This is a genomic window from Dactylosporangium sp. CA-233914, assembly GCF_050942935.1.
Lineage (GTDB): Bacteria > Actinomycetota > Actinomycetes > Mycobacteriales > Micromonosporaceae > Dactylosporangium.
In genome coordinates this window covers 3,554,022-3,571,276 of the sequence record NZ_CP192030.1, presented here as the reverse complement: position 1 = coordinate 3,571,276, position 17,255 = coordinate 3,554,022, and the positions used below count along the sequence as shown (strand labels likewise).

Here is a 17,255-nt window from a genome sequence, read left to right as displayed (position 1 = left end):
GTTCGGGCCGTCGACAGAAGTCGGCGGCCCGGCGCCACCACAGCGACGCGAAGGTGAGGAACCATGTGGAAGGTGAACTGGGCGACCTGCGCGTTGGTGCTGGTCGCGGCGACCGTGACAGGCTGCTCGACCGACGAACGTGCCCAGTTGCCGCCCATTCCCGTTGTTTCGCAGGCGGGTACCGCCGTCGACCTGAGCCTGCCACTGGACGCATATGAGTTGTCACCGGGCGAGAACCACCAGGTGCAGCGGGCGGTGCTGCGGACCCTGGGAAACTGCCTGGACGCCTTTGGCCTCCAGGTGCCCCTTCCCGAGACGCGGATGGCGACCTATCCCGTACACGCTACCCAACTCAACTGGCTCGGCGTCTACGACGTGGCAAGATACGGCTACCAAGGGCCACCGGGATTCGCCGAGGAGATGTCCGCGGCCGCGCGGCGGGGAAGCAGACCGATCGCCTTCTCGAACGAGGCGCTTGCCGTGTTCATCGGCGAGGTCGCCACCCACGCCGGCCGACCGGTTCCCGCCGGAGGCTGCGACGGAGAAAGCCAGCGGGCCGTGAACGGCAGCCAGGATCCGCCGACGATCGCCGGAATCGACCCGGCAGTGCCGGCCGAGCAGGGCATCCAATGGCTCGAACAGCAGGCTGCGGACCGCGCCCGCGCCGACAAGAGGTTCCACGCCGTCACCGACCAGTGGCGCGAGTGCATGAACCGGCGCGGCTATCGATACGCCACCCCTGACGAGGCGCAGAGTGACCCCCGGTGGAACGGTGACCAGAGCGAGAATTCAGCGTCACCGTCCCGCGACGAGTTGGACACGGCCCTCGCTGATCGGGCATGTCGAGAGGCGACCAACATGTCCGGGGTGCTGAAGTACCTGATTACGGAGCAGGAGAACCAAATCATTGACACCCGCTCCGACACCGTGCACCAGGTATCGGACCTCCTGCGAAGACGAGCCGGACACGCCGCCCGAATCCTCGGCGAGCCTCGGGCTGGATAGTCCCGCATCGCCGCCGTGGCGCATCCAGGGTTGTGGAAGAGAGTCAGCGGCCACCGCAAGATCTGACGATCACGCGGTGGCCGCGCTTTCCACCCGGTCCGACCAGCGGCATCTCGAATGGCGGCTGCCGTACTGATCAGGTGCCGACCGTGATCCACTCGGAGCACGTGGCGTCGTAGATCGCATTCGCCGGGTAGTTGCCCGAGCAGGCCCGGAAGGTGACCTGCTTGAGTGTGATTCCCGGCTGGTTCTCCGGGAACGACTTGTTCACGTAGCGCCAGCCGGCGGCCTGGCCGGCGGTGTTCCAGATCGTGCCCTCGCGGACGATGGCGCCGACCGGACTCACCTCGTCGTCGAAGAATCGCCACTCGATGACGACCGGGTAGCCGTCGGCCCACGAGTCGGCGATCCGGAACCACTCGCCGTACGGCGCGAAGCACCCGACGGCGTTGGCGCTGCCATACGTGCAGTGCCAGTCCTGACCCGCTCCCGGCCCCACCGCGTCGGTCGCCAGCTGCTTGCCGTCGGCCGCCGCGGCGGGCGATCCAAAGCCCAGAACCGCGATCCCCGCGGCGGCTACCGCCAGTGCTGCCGCTCGTATCCGTCTCATTCCCGCTCCCTTTCCTGTACGCCAGCCTGGTCGATCGCGCTCGATGCGTCCACTGTGGCCGATCAAGGAAGCTGGTTCCACCCTTTGCCGCAGCGCGCAATAGCACAGTTCAACGCAGGTCAGACCGGGAGTTCTCCGTTGAGCAGAGCGATGCCGAGCCCGGTGGCCCGGTGCCATACCGAGCCGCCGCGCCGCCGGGTCTCCACCAGCCCGGCAGCACGCAGGACGGCGGAGTGGCGACTCACCACCGGGTCCGCGACCCCCACCCGCCGAGCCAGATCCCTGGTACTGCCGCCGCCCGCCGCCGCCTCCAGGACCGCCGCGCGGGTGCTGCCGAGCAGCGCGACGACCGGCAACGCCCCGTCCCGCCCAACGGAGGCGTCGCGGAACAGACCCAACCGCGGAGCGAGCGGGTACACCAGGACGGGCGGCCGGTCGGCGTCCAGCAGCGTGATCGGCTGTATCCGGCAGAAGAAGGAGGGAACCAGTACGATTCCCCGCCCCCTCAGATACACGTCCTGCTGCGCGTACACCGGTATCAGCAACACCGGCGGCTGCCAACTCACTCGGGGGTGAAGGCTTGCCAGGAGCCGGTCGACCCCACCGGCCAGCAGCGCGTGCGCCCGGCGGGCCCGATCCGCCTCGGCCTGCGCGCGAAAGGCGTCCCGGTGCGGCGCCAAGGCCAGCCGGTGGTAGGCCGCGAGCGCGGCTTCGAGACGCCGCAGCGCGGAAACCTCGCCCCTGCCGACGGCCCCGGCCCAGGCGCTGATCGGACTCCCCCCGGCCAGGGTCTCGATGTCCGCCCTCAATTGCTGGCGCGGGGTGGACAGCAATCGGTCGGCCAGAACCTCGAATTCGGCGTTGCCCCGCCCAGGGGTGAGGAAATCGGGCGAATACCCCCAGGGCCGGGCCAACTGCGCCAGCAACCGCACCGAATCGGGCCTGGCGGAGCGCACCCGCCGGAGCCACCCACCGAACAGCACTGAGGCACCGCGCTCCTGCAGCAGGTGCAGGCTGAGGAGCGTCTCCCACAGCGGATCGACTCCGTCGGCGACGGTCACCCGCCGCAGGTCCTCGCTGGTGAAATGAATACGCAGCACAACGTTCCCCCGATTTGCGATACGCCACAATCGAGTATCGCCAATGGCATGAAGGGGCCGCAAGCCATCACAGGACGTGCAAATCGCCCCTCCTCGCTGGTATTGCAGCATTTTCCGCCAACCCGCCGGGGCAGGGCGCCGACACCAAGTCGTTACCGATTGGAAACCTAAAAGCAACAAGGCGCTCCTAGCGTCCTCGTCACGCTTATATCCAAGAGATATCCATGCTGGATCTAACAGACGGTCGAGGGTTCGCGATGCTTCGAGAGCGGCTTGTGGTAGTGGCGGCGGTCCTCGCGACTGTCGGTATGGGTGCTTCGGCGTGCGGTTCCGGTTCGCCGAAGAGCGCGGCGGACAGCGGCGGCGGCGCCGTGAAGCCGGTCAGTTTGCAGCTTGACTACCTGGCCGGTGCTCAGCACACGGGCTACCTGGTGGCCAAGGCGAAAGGCTTCTACAAGGATGCCGGCATCGACGTCGGCATCACCGAGGGCCAGGGCTCGGTCACGACCGGAACGCTCGTGGGCCAGGGCAAGGCGGACTTCGGGATCATGGGGGCCGGCGAGATCCTCGCGGCCGCCTCGAAGGGCATTCCGCTGACGGCGGTGTTCACCCAGATCCAGAGCTCACCCACGGCCATCGTCTACAACCCGGCGAAGGTGCAGTTGAGCAAGCTCGCAGACCTGTACGGACACAAGCTCGGGGTCACGCTGACGAGCACGGTCTACAAGGAGTGGCTGTCGGTCGCGGCCGCGAACCATCTCGATCGCACCAAGATCGAGGAGGTGAACGTCGGCACGAACCTGATACCGGCGATGCTGGCCGGCGACGTCGACGCGATCGTGGCGTACCCGTACAACCAGGGCGTGTCCCTCGGCCTGCAGGGGCTCGCGGTGAAGTCGCTGATGCTCGCCGACGCCGGCGAGCCGGCGATCCCGAACTCGGCCGTCGTGGTCAACAGCGCATTCGCCCAGCGCGACCCGGCGTCGGTCAAGGCCTTCGTCACGGCGACGAAGCAGGGCTGGGAGTACACCAAGGCACACCCGGACGAGGCGCTCGACATCCTCGCAGCGCAGTACCCGAAGCTCAATCCCGAGGCGGGTAAGCAGATGCTGCCGATGATCCTCGCGCTGATGGGCGACGCGTACGGCCGCTACGACGAGGCCGCGTGGACGAATCTGCTGGAGCTGTACAAGAGCGAGAAGCTGCTCGGCTCGAAGGCGATCACGCTCCCGGACGTCTACAACGCGTCGTACCTGGGTTCTTGACCGCCCCGTCCAGCCGCCACGGCAAGAGTGAATTACCACAGCAAGAGAAAGAGAGCCCCGTGACCCGAGACGTCGCAGCGTTCCGGCCGATCATCGACGACCTGCGGGTCGACGGTCTATTGCTGATGTCGCCCCAGTCGTTCATCTGGTCCACCGGACTGCGCATCCCGTCGCACAGCCTGATGCGCTGGCGCTACGCGTGCGCCTTCGTCAACGCCGCCGGTGTCGACGCCGTTCTCAGCGTCGACATGGAGGCCAGCACGGTCGCGGAGGCCCTGCACGGGCCGGCGCTCTACGTGTGGCGCGAGTTCGACGACGACGCCATGGCCGTTCTCGCCGGCATGATCCGCGAGCGGGCCGGGACCGGCCCGCTCCGGCTGGGCGTCGAGACCGACTACCTCCCGGCGCGAGCGATGGACGCGCTGCGTGACCTGCTGCCGGCGGTGACCTGGGTGCCCTGCGAGGAGGAGGTCGCCCGGGGCCGGATGTCGAAGACGGCGGACGAGACCGAAGTGATCCGCAAGCTGGTGACGGCCTCGGACTCGGCGCTGGCCGACGCGCTGGCGGCGGTCAGGGTGGGCGACACCGAGTTCGAGATCGCGGAGCGGATCGTGTCCTCGCTGTACACCAGCGGCGTCGACGAGCACCGCGCGCTCATCGTCGCCAGCGGTCCCCGCAGCCAGTACCCCAACGTGCCCCCGTCCGATCGAAAGATCGAACACGGCGACCTGATCCGGGTCGAGGTCTTCGGCGGGGCCGGCGGGTACCACGGCGGCGTGGCCCGGACCGCCGTGGTGGGCGAGCCGGCGCCGGAGGTGGCGCAGCTGTGGAGCGCGCTCAGCGGCGCCCGCTCCGCCGGGCTGGCGGCGTTGCGCCCGGGCGCCGATCCGCGCGCCGTCTACGCGGCCTACGTCGAGGCCCTGGGCCCCCTCCGCGAGTACGCGATCGCGTTCTGGGGGCACGGGATGGGGCTCGACCTGCATGAGCCGCCCTACATCAGCGCGGGCTCGACCGACGAGCTGATCGAGGGCGCCATCGTCGGTGTCGAACCGTTCGCGATGGTCCCGGGGCGATTCGGCCTGCAGGTCAAGGACGTTGTGCGCCTGACGTCCGGCGGCGTCGAGCTGTTGTCGCAGCGATTGGACGGCGGCGTGCTCCACGTCGTCGGTGACTAGCGGAGCATTCTACCTATGGAGATTCCCACGAGCCGCTCGGCGGCGAAACCGGACGAGACCAGTCAGGCCCAGTTCGCGTACGAGGGGCTTCGCCGGCTGGTCCGCGAAGGACGGTTCAAGTTCGGCGAGCTCGTTTCCGAGCAGGCCCTCGCCGAGGAGGTCGGCGTCGGCCGGACGCCGATCCGGGAGGCGGTCTCGCGGCTGGCTCACGAGGGGCTGCTGCACCGGATCGCCAAGCGCGGGGTGATGATCCGCCCGCTCGATCTCGACGAGATGCGCGACCTCTACGACGTCCGCGAGGTGATGGAGGTGCTCTGCGTGCAGCGGGCCGTGCAGTACATGACGGACGCCGACGTCGAACGGCTCGCGAGCACGATCGAGGCGGCGCGGCACGCGGTCGAGACGGGCTGCACGTGGCTGGACTACCGGGCCTTCGACCGGCGATTCCACGAGCAGCTGTGGACGGCGAGCCGGAACAAGCGGATCATCGCGTACCTCGACTCGCTGCACGACGCGTCGATCCTCGACCTGACCTTCCAGCGCGGCATCGACATGCCCGCCCAGGGCCAGACCTCGATCCGGGAACACACCGCGATCTACGAGGCGATCGCCGCGCGCGACGCCGACGCGGCCGCGGCGGCGGCCTCGCAGCACGCGCGTTCCTATCAGAAGGTCCTCACCGCCCAGATCATCGGGGACCGAGCCGAGGTCCGGCGATGACCGGCCCCGCGGCCGCGCCGGCCCACGTCGACCTGGACGGCATCCAGCTGCGGTACCGCAGCAAGAAACGCGACGTCGTCGCCGTCGAACGGGTGGACATGAGCGTCCGGCGCAACTCGTTCGTCAGCATCATCGGACCGTCGGGGTGCGGCAAGAGCTCGCTGTTGAAGGTGATCTCCAAGGTGCTCAAGCCCCACTCGGGCCGGCTGCGCTTCGACGGCGTGCCGGCCGAGGACGTCGACGTCACCGGAACGCTCAGCTTCATGTTCCAGCAGCCGCTGCTGCTGCCGTGGCGGACGGTGCTGGACAACGTCATGCTGCCGCTGCAGATCACCCAGCGCAAGGTCGGCCCCGAGGGCCGCGCGCTGGCGATCGGCCTGCTGGAGACCGTAGGCCTGCGGGACTCGTTACGCCTGCGCCCGCACGAGCTCTCCGGCGGCATGCGCCAGCGCGCCGCGTTGGCCCGGGCGCTGGTGACCAAACCGAAGCTGCTGCTGATGGATGAACCGTTCGGCGCGGTCGACGAGATCACCCGCGAGCGGCTCCAGGAACAGCTGCTCACGCTCTGGCAGCGGGAGCAGACGACGATCGTCATGGTCACCCATCAGATCGAGGAGGCGATCCTGTTGTCGGACCAGGTCGTGGTCATGTCCGACGGCCCGGGAACGGTGCTGGCCACGGTGCGCATCGACCTGCCCCGGCCGCGCGATCCCGAGTCGCGCCGGACGCCGGAGTTCCATGAACTCGTCGACCACCTGCGGGGCCTGCTGCATCCCAGCGCGGTGCGGCCATGAGGTGGCGGCCTGCCGTCCTCGCCGCGGCGGTCCTGCTCGCGTGGGAACTCGTCGTGCGGGTCCTCCATGTCGCCGACTACCTGGTGCCCGCGCCGTCGACCGTCTTCTCCGGCATGTGGACGCAGCGCGAGTACCTCTGGCAGAACATCGGCCCCACGGCGTACGAGATCTGGACCGGCTTCGCGCTCGCCGTCCTCATCGGTCTGGGTCTGGGGCTACTCGTCTCGCTGACCCGGTTCGGCGACGAGGCCGTGATGCCGCTGCTCGTCGCCACGCAGTCGGTGCCCAAGACCGCGCTCGGGCCCGTCTTCGTCGTGTGGTTCGGCTACGGCTCGCTGCCGAAGGTCGTGATGGCCGGGGCCCTGGCGTTCTTCCCGATCGTCGTCAACCTCGTTCGCGGGCTGCGCGCCGTCGAGCCGGAGATGGTGCAGTACCTCGTCACGCTCGGGGCATCGCGGCTCGACGTGGTGTGGCGGCTGAGACTGCCGGCGGCGCTGCCGTACCTGCTGTCCGCCATGAAGGTCGCGATCTCGCTGGCCACGGTCGGCGCGATCGTCGGCGAGTTCCTCGGCGCCTCGGAGGGGCTCGGCTACGTGATGCTGCAGGCGAGCAACAGCTACGACACCAGCACGCTGTTCGCCGCACTCGTGGTCACATCCGTCATCGGTGTCGTCTCGTACTCCGTGATCAGCCTGATCGAGCGCTTGACGCTCGGCTGGCAGCCGGCCGCCCTGGCCTCCGCCGCGTAACCCCGGCCCGCTCGCGGCGCCTCATCGAGAGGGAAGAAGTGAAGATCGAAAGCTTTGTTCTGCATCGCGTCAACCTTCCGCTGCGCCGGCCGCACCGCTGGGCCGGGCTCACCGAGGACATCGGCCGGTACCTGCTGCTCGAGGTCGTCTCCGACAGCGGCGGGCACGGCTGGGGGGAGGCGACGGCGCTGGCCAGCTGGGGCGGAGACCACGGCCGGTACTACGGCGAGACCCTCGACACGGCCGACTACGTGCTGCGCGAACTGGTCGCGCCGGCCGTGCTCGGCGTCGCGTTCACCGACCGGCACGAGATCCTGGCGCTCGCGGACGCGCAGGTCCGGGGCCATCCGTACGCCAAGACCGCGTTCCAGTGCGCCGTGCTGGACCTGCTCGCCCGTGACCTCGGCGTCCCCGTCTACGAGCTGCTCGGGGGCAAGCGCCGCGACCGGATCGAGCTGGGCCACAGCATCGGCTTCATGGACACGACGACGGCCGTTGCCGAAGTCCTCGCCGCCGTCGCGGAGGGAGTGCGGGCGATCAAGGTCAAGGTCGGCCAGGACGCCGACCGTGAGGTGGAGCTCATCCGCCGCATCCACGAGGAGGTCGGTGACACCGTGCACCTCGCGGTGGACGCCAATCGGGCGTGGTCCAGCGCGGTGCAGGCCGAGCGCGTCCTGCGGCGCCTCGCCGACGTCCCGCTGCGATACGTCGAGCAGCCCACGGAGAGCCTGGCCCAGCTGGAGAGCCTCGCGGCCCGAATCCCCTTCCCGGTCATGGCGGACGAGTCGATGTGGACCGCGTACGACATGGCGGAGATCGCCCGGCACGGCATCGTGCAGCGGGCCTCGATCTACACCTCCAAGGCGGGCGGGCCGATCGGCGCTCTGGCGGCGGACGCGGTGGCCACGGCGTTCGGCATCGGGACCAACGTGAACGGCTCCGGGGAGACCGGCGTCGGCAACCTCGCCAACCTTCACCTGGCCGCCGCGATGACCAGCATGTCGGAGGCCTGCCTCGTGCCGCTGTCCACCATCGCGGAGGACCCCCGGACCACGGTCGCCGGCCGGATGTACCTCGACGACGTGCTCACCGAATCGATGGACTACGTCGGCGGCGACGTGATGATTCCGACCGGCCCGGGCTGGGGCATCGACGTCGATGCGGCCAAGATGGAGCGGTACACCGTGAGCAGCGAGGTGGTCCGGAAGTGAACGCGGACAGCTTCGTCATCGTCGGCAACGGCTCCGGCGGATGCGCCGCGGCCGCCACTATCGCCCAGCGCGGCATCCCGGTCCAGCTGTACGGGCGCGACGCCGCCAAGACCGAGCGGTTCCGCGCGGCGGGCGGCATCACGCTCGTCGAGGGCGCCGCCCGGACCACCACGACGAACGTCGAGTTCGTCTCGGAACTCGACGGCGCGGCCGCACCGGGCGCCAGGATCGTGGTCATGGTGCCCACATCCGCCATCGGGCAGTACGCGCGGATGCTGGCCCCCCATCTACGGCCGGGCAGCGCGGTGCTGCTCGCGCCCGGGCACACCGGTGGCGCGCTGGCCTTCCGTACCGTCGTGCGGAGCCTGCGGCCGGATCTCACCGACGTCGTCATCGGCGAGACCTGCACGCTGCCGTTCGTCGCGCGGCTGACCGGCCCCACCGAGGTGGCGGTGTGGCGCCGGCTCGACAACCTGCTGACCGGCGTCCTCCCGGCCACCGCCACCGCCGCCCTGGTGTCCACCTTCGCCGCCGCGTTCGACGGCCTGGTACCGGCCGGCTCCGTCATCGAGTCATCGCTGTCCAACCTGAACGCGGTCATGCACCCGGCCGGAATGATCGGCAACGTCGGCTGGATCGAGGCGACATCCGGCGGCTTCCGGTTCTACCGGGAAGGTGTCACGCCGGGCGTGGCCCGGATCATGGACGGCGTCGACCGCGAGCGGCTGGCCATCGGCAGCGCGTACGGCGTCGAGCTGCCCGGTTTCCGGGACATGTTCCACGCGGCCGGCCTGATCACGCAGGAGGTCTGGGCCCGGCACGACACGTACCTCGCCGTCCACCACAGCGGCCCGAACAGCGAGATCATGGCGCCCGGCTCCCTGCGCGACCGCTACGTCGAGGAGGACGTCGGCGCCGGTCTGGTCGCCATGCGCGCGCTGGCGCGGTGCGTCGAGGTGCCCACCCCGGTCATCGATGCCCTGATCGCGCTGGCCGGCGTGGTCAACGACACGGACTACCTGAGCGCCGGAATGACCGCGGCGCGCCTGGGCATCGACGGTCTCGACCGCGATCGACTGCTGGCGTCGCTATGACCGCGGGCGCGTTCGAGTTCTCCTGCACGACGATCCCGTCGCGGCAGCCGGCCGAGCTGCGCGACCTCGCGCTCGCCGCGACACGGCTGGGGTACGACCGGTTCTGGGTGCCCGACCAGGAGCTGTACGCCGACCCGTTCCTGCTGCTCAACGACATCGCGGCCGCCACACCGATCCACCTCGGGCTGGCCCTGACCAATCCGTTCAGCCGCCATCCGGTGCAGATCGCGCGGGCGATGGCATCGCTCGTCCATCTGGACCGGCGCAATCCGGCGCAGCGCAGCTGGGTGCTCGGCCTCGGCATGGGCAACGTGAACCTCGTCCTCAACCCGCTGGGCCTGGGCGCCGGCGCGACGACGTCCCGCCTGGTGGCCTCGATCTCGCTGGTGCGGGCGCTGCTCGCCGGCGAGACGGTGCAGCCGGCACCGGACGCATTCGTGCACACCGCGCTGTCGCTCGACATCGAACCGGCCGACTGCCGGATCTATCTGGGCACCCGCGGCCCGAAGACGCTGGCCGCCGGCGGACGCGTGGCCGACGGCATCCTCGCCGAGGCGCTCTTCCGGCCCGAGCTGGTGCGCTGGACCCGGCAGCAGGCCGGCCTGCTCCCCGGCGACCGGCACGTCAGCTGGCAGACCGTCGTGATCCTGCGTCCCGGTGAGGCGATACCGGAGGCTGTGCGGCACTTCGCCGCCATGCTCATCCGAACCACGGCCCCGGCGGTCCTGGAGCTGATGGGGGTGTCGGATCGGGCCCGCACGCGAGCGCGCGAGCGGCGGTTGACCCCGCAGGACGTGACCGACGACGACGTCCGCCGCTTCGTCGCCTGCGGTTCGACGGAGGAGATCGCGGCCATGGTGATGGCGGCCCAGGACGCCGGAGTGACCGGGTGGACCGCCATCTTCCTGGGCGGCGCCGCCCGGATCGCCGACGCCATGCACGAGTTCGCCGAAGGTGTCATCGCTCCCGTCCGCGCCCGTTCCACGGGCTGATGAGCGTCCGTTCCGCTGCCATGAGGAGGCGACTGTGACCATCCCACCGGATCTGCCCGCGGGCACGCTCGTGTCGGACGTGGACCCGTACACCGACGCCGCGCTGGAGGACCCGACCGAGTTCCACGACCTGCTGCTCGGTGACGCGCCGCTGGTCTGGCTGACGAAGTACGGCGCCTACGCCGTGGGCCGGCACGAGACCGTCCGCGAAGGGCTCCGCGACTGGCGCCGTCTGATCTCCAGCGCCGGTGTCGGGCTGACCGATCGGCGTACCCAGGGCATGTGGCGCACGCCCAGCCTTCTCCTCGAGGCCGATCCCCCGGAGCACACGTCGCGGCGCGCCGTGCTCAACCGGATGTTCTCCCCCAGAGCGCTCGGCGGCCTGGAGGAGACGTTCGACCGAGCCGCGGACGCGTTGATGGACGAGATCCTCGAAGCCGGAACGGTCGACGGCGTGCGAGACATCGCCGAGGCGTACCCGCTGAAGGTCTTCACGCTGGCCTTGGGCCTCCCGCCCGACATCGCGCCGCACCTGGTCATCTACGGCGACGTGGCCTTCAACGCGACCGGCCCGGCCAACGAGCGGACGCGGCGTACACTGGCCGCCGCCGAGGAATCGATCGCCGTCGTCACCCGGATGACCCAGGACCGCAACCTGCAACCCGGCAGCCTCGGCGCGCTGCTGTGGGAGGCCGTGGACGCCGGCGAACTCGCCGCCGACGAGGCGCCGATGCTCATGCGGTCGATCCTCGGCGCCGGGGTGGACACCACGGTGGCCGCCCTCGCATCCGCCATCCACCAGCTCGCCACGCATCCCGGGCAATGGGCGCGACTGGCCCGCGACCCGGGCCTGGCGAAGGTGGCGTTCGACGAGGCGATCAGGGTCGACTCTGCGGTGCAGATGTTCTACCGGCTCGCCGTGACCGACACCGACCTGCCGGGCCCGGTCCGGCTTCCGGCCGACTCCCGGGTGCTGCTGAGCCTGGGCGCCGCCAACCGCGACCCGCGCCGGTACGAGCATCCGCACCGCTTCGACGTGATGCGCGCGGCCTCCGGCCATGTCGGCTTCGGAGTCGGCATCCACGCCTGCGTCGGCATGCATCTCGCCCGGCTGGAAGGCCAGTCCCTGCTGTCCGCCCTGGCCCGCAAGGCCGGCTCGATCGAGCCCGCGGGCAAGCCCGAACGGCTGCTGAACAACACCCTTCGATGCTGGGGCTCGTTGCCCATCACCGTACATCCGCCGCGATCGACCGGCTGAGCCTCGGCCCCGCCCTGGCACGGCTCGTGGGTCTCGGTGGTGATCGGCGGCCGGCCCGATCGCCACCGCGATGCGACGGACGCGGTCAGCAGGGGGTGACGTCGCTGTTCGTGGCGGTGAGCGGGAGCTCTACGCGCAGGCTGGTTCCCGCCCCGCGGGGGCTGTGGAGGGTGATTCGGCCGCCGAGTGCTTCTACTCGGTCTTTGAGGCCGAGCAGGCCGGTGCCGCGGGTGAAGTCGGCGCCGCCGATGCCGTCGTCGTCTACTGCGACGTGCAGGACGGTGTCGGCGGGGTCGGTTTCGGCGGTGACGGTGACGGTCGAGGCGTGTGCGTGTTTGGCCACGTTGGTGAGCGCCTCGGCGACGACGTAGTAGGCGCTGACCTCGACGTGTTCGGACACCCGCGCCCCGGTACGCAGGTCGAGGTGGACGGGGATCGGGCAGCGGCGGGCGAGCGCGCGTAGTGCTGGGCGGAGGCCGCCGTCGGTGAGGATCGCCGGATGGATGCCGCGGGCGATCTCGCGTAGCTCGTCCAGCGCGTCGGTTGCCGTGGCGACGGCGTGGTTGAGCTGTGCGCTGAGCGCGTCGAGTTCGGGTGGCAGCGTTGCTTGTGCCGCGCGGAGTTGCAGGGCCAGGGAGACCAGTCGCTGCTGGGCGCCGTCGTGCAGGTCGCGCTCGACGCGTCGGCGGGTCTGGTCGGCGGTGGCGACGATCCGTGCGCGGGAGGTGGTGAGTTCGGCGTAGAGGTGGGTGTTGTCAAGGGAGACGGCGAGTTGGCTGGCGATGAGTTTGACGGCGTCGAGTCGTTCGGTGGTGAAGGCGCCTCGGATCAGGCGGTTTTCCAGCAGTAGTACGGCCCGTAGCCGGCCGCGGCTGAGGACGGGTACGGCCAGGAGTGAGCAGCAGCCGAGGCCGGTGAAGTAGGGGTCGCGGGCGAAGCGGTCGTCGCGGGTTGTGTCGGCCACGACCAGTGGTTCACCGATACGCTGAACGTATCGCAGCACTGACATCGGGACCGCGTGTTCGGTGCCGCCGTGTTGGGTCAGCGGCAGCCAGTCGTGCCGCTCGTCGCTCCACAGCGGCAGGTTGACGTCGGTGGCACCGGTCATGGCGCTGACCACCTGGACCACGCGGGCGTGCAGCCGTTCGATGCTGGTCTCGGAGCTCAGGGCCTGCGAGGCGGACAAGATGCCGAGCAGGTCGAGCGCTCCGGTGGTGACGGTGGCCCGTTGGTGCGGGGAATCCCCGGTCTGGTTCCCGTTCTGGTCAGCGCGCTGCGCGACGGTGGTGCCGGGTTGTGGGCGCAGGGTCGGGTAGGCCCAGTCGAGTTGGTCGACTTTCGCGGTGGCACCCCAGGCGAGGTACTCCTGGCGCGCTTCGAGAAGCAGGTCGTAGCCGGCGTATTCGAGGCCGTGGGCGAGGTGGAAGCGGGCCGCGTGCTCGGTGATCAGGGCTCTGTGCCATGGCCGCTGATACTGGGCGGCCTCGCGCCGGGCGGCGTCGAAGGCGAGGGCGGCGGCATGGAAGTCACCGACCGCCCACGCCCGCTCCGCCTCGAGCAACCGGAGCAGGTGCTGGAAGTTCGCCGGCGCGTCCGCGGCGCGTGCGGCCAGCCACTGCGTCACCTCGTCCAGTTCGGTCAGCAGAGCGCCGCGCTCGCCACCGTGGCTGGCTTGAGCCTGCCCGGCGAGGGCCAGCCCCCGCAGCAGGTAGGCCATACCGGTTACATAGAGACCCAGGACAGCCGGTACCAGCGACATCGCCGCCGTGGCGTGCCGCGTCAGGCCGGCCGGATCAGCGAGGATCGCGGCGGCGGCCGCGCGGGTGACGTGCGCGTGGAAGAGCGCCGTCGGGTTGCCGGCGTACCGGTCGATGGAGACCGCCTCACCGGCTACGGCGGAGCTTTCACCGCGCAGCACACCGGCCAGCCACCGGAACGAGTCGAGCCAGTGGGTAATCTGTTCGTTGCCGGTACGGTGCACGAAGGCCAGTCCTTCCTCCACCTCGGCGACGTAGAAGTCCAGCGATGGTGCGCAATCCAGCAGGCTCGCCGCGGTCGGGGAGTAGCTGTATCCGGCGTTGGCCAGGTAGCCGCCCGCGATCAACCCTTCGCGGGCCCGCTGAACTGTTGGGACACTGCTTTCGATCGGCTCGAACCAGCAGCTCACGAGAGCGGACAGGAAGCGCACCTCTGAGGTGTCGGGCTCGTAGCCGCGCGCCTCGCTGAAGGCCAGGATGCGCTGCGTCGCCTGATACGCGGCGCGGTCACTGCGCAGCCCCACCGCGGCGAAGGCAGCGGTACCGGCCGGTCCAACCAGGGTACGGGCAGGGCCGTGCTCGATCCATATCCGCAACCCCTCCAGGCTCAGCCAGGCATACAGGGGAAGGTCGGCGAAGTAGGCCGCCGGGAAGAGCGTGTCGAGCAGACGGGTCGCGGTGAGCAGTGTCGGCTCGGTGATGTCCGGCCGAGTCAGCCCGTCGGCGTCTTGCTCGAGCCACCGGTACAGATAGTTGAGCTGGTGGTCGAGCTCCATCGGGAGCCGGTCTGTGGCTGGTACGGCGATGCCGAGCTCCTGCAGCGACTCCAGGCCGAGTCCGATCGCCTCCGCAAAACGGTGCTGGTGGGTCAGGCTGCGCACCTGGATGCACGTCGCGTCCGCACGCTGCATGGTGGTGCTGGACAGCCGGTCGATCGAGCGGTACTCCTCGTCCGCCTCCTCCAGGCGTCCCATGCTGTACAGCGCGGTGTGGCGGGCGGTATGCACCTCGATCAGCGTGGCGGTCTCACCCGGGTCGATGAGCTGCAGCGCGGCGGCCAGCAGCCTTTTCACCAGCACGTAGTCCCCGATCAACGCGGCCTGGTCGGCGCCGCGCCGCAGCAGCCCCGCCACCCGACGCCGCTCCACGGCGTCGTCGACCGCGTCGACCACCGGGAGATACTGCTCCGCCGCGACCGCGTACAACTCCGGCACCGCCGCCAGCCGCCGCGCCATGGCCAGGTGCAGGGCGTGTCGCTGCTGGGGATGCAGCCCGCGCAGGATCACCTCACGGATCCGGTCGTGTCGAAACCGCACCGCCTGATGTATCCCGGGCTCCACCACCAGGAGGCCCTCGTCGAGGGCGGGTGCCAGCCGCTGATCCACCACGCTCGCCGGCTCGCCGGTGGCGGTCTGCAACAGGCTCAGCTCGACTCGCCCGCCGAGACACGCCATCTCCTGCACCGTCTGCCGCGACGCCGGCGGCATCGCCTGAACACCGGCCGCCAGCAGCCCGGCAACCTCGGACCGGCCCAGGTGAGCGCGTAGGGCCGCCGCGTCCCACCGCCACCCGGCGGCCGTCGCGGCCAGCACGCCGTCACGTCGCAGCGCGTTGAGCACCTCCACGATCTCGTAGGGATTGCCGGACGGGTTGATCACGTCGACCAGGCCCGCCGCCGTGGCCCGGTCCACGCGCAGCATCTCGGCCACCATGGCGACGCAGCCGGACACTGGCAGGTTGACCAGCCGTAGGTGCTGGACTCCGGCGAGTTCACGCCATCGGGACAGCGGCGCCACCAGCGGATGCGCCGGGTCCACGTCGTCCTCGCGGTACGTGGCCACCAGCAACAGGCCGTCGATCCGCTCCCCGCTCAGCACGAGGTCGACGAAGCCGAGTGGCGTACGCCCCGCCCACTGCAGGTCATCGAGGAAGAGGACCACCGGCCGTTTGCGCGAAGCGACCGCGCGCAACACGTCCACACCCACTCGCTGCGCCCGGACCTGCGCGGTCAGCGGATCTCCCGCATCGGGCGGCACCGCCAGCAGCGCCGCGAACTCAGGCACCACCGCGGTCATCAGGCCCGCGTTCTGGCCGGTCGTCTCCAGGATCCGATCGCGGACCTTGGCCAGCTCGTCCTCCGGCTCGGCCAGCAACAGCCGACCCAACGCGCGGAACGCCTGATGCCCCCCGTTGAACTCCAGATCCCGCCGGTACTCGTCGAACTTGCCCGCCACGAACCAGCCGTCGCCGGCCGTCACCACCGGCCGTAGCTCGTCGACCAACGCCGTCTTGCCCACCCCCGGCGCCCCGTCGACCAGCACTCCGCGGCACCGGCCCGCCAGCGCATCTTCGAACGCCGCCTCCAGCGCCGCCACCTCGTCATCGCGTCCGACCGGCCGCGACGGGGGCAGCAGCCGCAGCGGAAAATCGCACTCGCCGACCCGCAGCGCAGCCGCTTCCGGGCGCACGCCGGTGTCCCGCAACCGCTCCAGGTCGTGGATCACGCCCTCGGCAGTCTGGTACCGGTTGTCCGGTTCCTTCTCCAGCAGATGCATGATGATCTCGGACAACGGCTCCGGCACCGCGGGGTTCACCCGCGCCGGCGGCACCGCCACCCGCGCCAGATGATCATGCGTGAGCCGCAACGGATCCCCGGAACCAAACGGCGGCGCACCCGTTGCCGACTCGTACAACGTCGCACCCAACGCGTACAGATCGGCCCGCTGATCCACCGGCCGGCCAGTGCGCCCCGTCTGCTCCGGCGCCAGATACGCCAACGTCCCCACGATCTCGGTGTGATGGGTGAACTCGGGACGGATCTCGGCGAACAACGTCGCCAAGGCGAAATCCACCAGGCACGGCGCACCGTCACGGGAGATGAGCACGTTCGCCGGTGTGATGTCCCGGTGCAGCACATCCCGCCGGTGCATCCCCGCCACCGCCCGGGCCAGTCCCACCGCCAGCCCGACCAGCTCACCAACCGCCAGCGGCTTCGCCAACCCGGCCAGGCTCACCGCACCAGCGTCCGCCAGCACGATCGACCCCGGGCACCGCGACACCTCCACCAACTGCGCGACCCCTTCGACGCCGCGCAGCCGCTCCAGTATCGCCAGCTCGTGTCGCACCCGCCACTGGGCATCCGGTCCCAACGGCTCCTTGCGGACAACGACATGCCCATCGACACACAGCCGAGTGACGCGGGTGTGTTCGCTCTCGTGCACCACGCCCCGAGCGGCCGAATCTCGCCTAACCATTGTTTCAGCTGCCCCCATCCGACAGCCTCACACACAGAGTCGAAACCGCCTCATGCCCTGCATACCCCCATTTCAGGGCAACGGCGAGCGGCGCGCTGCCGACCGCGACCATCACCGGCTCAGCCGGCGAGTCCCATGCCCCAGCCCCATGCGACTGGTGTAGATGGTGGCCGCCGCCGACGCGACATCCATCGCCTTGTATCCGCACGACTCACGCCATTAGTGCGATTACTTAAGCGGGGTGACGGCACCTCGGGGTATCGAGGTCTTG

The 17,255-nt window shown here is 70.0% G+C and carries 13 protein-coding genes; 10 read left to right on the top strand and 3 right to left on the bottom strand.

All coding sequences use genetic code 11. The features are described from left to right. The first annotated feature begins 63 nt into the window (after positions 1-63). The gene (locus ACQPY0_RS16410) at positions 64-1,005 is read left to right on the top strand and encodes a hypothetical protein (RefSeq protein WP_432989609.1); all 942 of its coding nucleotides are present in this window, start codon (positions 64-66) and stop codon (positions 1,003-1,005) included. A 136-nt stretch (positions 1,006-1,141) separates the two neighbouring features. Here the strand turns inward: ACQPY0_RS16410 and ACQPY0_RS16405 are convergent, their stop codons facing one another. Both ACQPY0_RS16405 and ACQPY0_RS16400 read right to left on the bottom strand, forming a co-directional pair. Continuing rightward, complete coding sequence (locus ACQPY0_RS16405; protein WP_432989607.1) at positions 1,142-1,615, bottom strand: hypothetical protein; 474 nt, start codon at positions 1,613-1,615, stop codon at positions 1,142-1,144. Positions 1,616-1,734: 119 nt separating this feature from the next. After that, a complete protein-coding gene (locus tag ACQPY0_RS16400) occupies positions 1,735-2,676 on the bottom strand; it encodes an ArsR/SmtB family transcription factor (RefSeq protein WP_432989605.1) in 942 nt (313 codons plus the stop codon). A 410-nt stretch (positions 2,677-3,086) separates the two neighbouring features. Here ACQPY0_RS16400 and ACQPY0_RS16395 point away from each other — a divergent pair, with 410 nt between their 5' ends. Genes ACQPY0_RS16395 through ACQPY0_RS16355 form a run of 9 tightly spaced genes read left to right on the top strand, consistent with a single transcriptional unit; the run spans position 3,087 to position 11,973 of the window. Continuing rightward, positions 3,087-3,980 (top strand): ABC transporter substrate-binding protein, encoded by an 894-nt coding sequence (locus ACQPY0_RS16395; RefSeq protein ID WP_432989603.1) that lies wholly within the window; start codon positions 3,087-3,089, stop codon positions 3,978-3,980. A 59-nt stretch (positions 3,981-4,039) separates the two neighbouring features. Next, on the top strand, positions 4,040-5,155 hold the full coding sequence (locus tag ACQPY0_RS16390) for a M24 family metallopeptidase (protein ID WP_432989601.1): 1,116 nt from the start codon (positions 4,040-4,042) through the stop codon (positions 5,153-5,155). Between the two features lie 15 nt (positions 5,156-5,170). After that, a complete protein-coding gene (locus ACQPY0_RS16385) occupies positions 5,171-5,875 on the top strand; it encodes a GntR family transcriptional regulator (protein WP_432989600.1) in 705 nt (234 codons plus the stop codon). After that, complete coding sequence (locus ACQPY0_RS16380; RefSeq protein WP_432989598.1) at positions 5,872-6,669, top strand: ABC transporter ATP-binding protein; 798 nt, start codon at positions 5,872-5,874, stop codon at positions 6,667-6,669. Before ACQPY0_RS16385 ends, ACQPY0_RS16380 begins: the two co-directional genes overlap by 4 nt. Next, complete coding sequence (locus ACQPY0_RS16375; protein ID WP_432989596.1) at positions 6,666-7,418, top strand: ABC transporter permease; 753 nt, start codon at positions 6,666-6,668, stop codon at positions 7,416-7,418. Before ACQPY0_RS16380 ends, ACQPY0_RS16375 begins: the two co-directional genes overlap by 4 nt. 38 nt (positions 7,419-7,456) lie before the next feature. Continuing rightward, positions 7,457-8,629, top strand: coding sequence for a mandelate racemase/muconate lactonizing enzyme family protein (locus ACQPY0_RS16370; RefSeq protein ID WP_432989594.1), 1,173 nt, complete (start codon positions 7,457-7,459; stop codon positions 8,627-8,629). Further along, entirely contained in the window at positions 8,626-9,723 is a 1,098-nt protein-coding gene (locus tag ACQPY0_RS16365) for an NAD/NADP octopine/nopaline dehydrogenase family protein (protein WP_432989592.1), read from the top strand. Before ACQPY0_RS16370 ends, ACQPY0_RS16365 begins: the two co-directional genes overlap by 4 nt. Further along, positions 9,720-10,715, top strand: coding sequence for an LLM class flavin-dependent oxidoreductase (locus tag ACQPY0_RS16360; protein WP_432989590.1), 996 nt, complete (start codon positions 9,720-9,722; stop codon positions 10,713-10,715). Before ACQPY0_RS16365 ends, ACQPY0_RS16360 begins: the two co-directional genes overlap by 4 nt. 34 nt (positions 10,716-10,749) lie before the next feature. Next, complete coding sequence (locus ACQPY0_RS16355; RefSeq protein WP_432989588.1) at positions 10,750-11,973, top strand: cytochrome P450; 1,224 nt, start codon at positions 10,750-10,752, stop codon at positions 11,971-11,973. An 85-nt stretch (positions 11,974-12,058) separates the two neighbouring features. Here the strand turns inward: ACQPY0_RS16355 and ACQPY0_RS16350 are convergent, their stop codons facing one another. Further along, the gene (locus ACQPY0_RS16350) at positions 12,059-16,879 is read right to left on the bottom strand and encodes an AAA family ATPase (protein ID WP_432989586.1); all 4,821 of its coding nucleotides are present in this window, start codon (positions 16,877-16,879) and stop codon (positions 12,059-12,061) included. Positions 16,880-17,255: the final 376 nt, after the last annotated feature.

Coding starts and splice junctions, on each gene's coding strand:
- ACQPY0_RS16380 (WP_432989598.1), top strand. CDS start 5,872: ATGACCGGCCCCGCGGCCGCGCCGGCCCACGTCGACCTGGACGGCATC.
- ACQPY0_RS16405 (WP_432989607.1), bottom strand. CDS start 1,615: ATGAGACGGATACGAGCGGCAGCACTGGCGGTAGCCGCCGCGGGGATC.
- ACQPY0_RS16385 (WP_432989600.1), top strand. CDS start 5,171: ATGGAGATTCCCACGAGCCGCTCGGCGGCGAAACCGGACGAGACCAGT.
- ACQPY0_RS16410 (WP_432989609.1), top strand. CDS start 64: ATGTGGAAGGTGAACTGGGCGACCTGCGCGTTGGTGCTGGTCGCGGCG.
- ACQPY0_RS16375 (WP_432989596.1), top strand. CDS start 6,666: ATGAGGTGGCGGCCTGCCGTCCTCGCCGCGGCGGTCCTGCTCGCGTGG.
- ACQPY0_RS16360 (WP_432989590.1), top strand. CDS start 9,720: ATGACCGCGGGCGCGTTCGAGTTCTCCTGCACGACGATCCCGTCGCGG.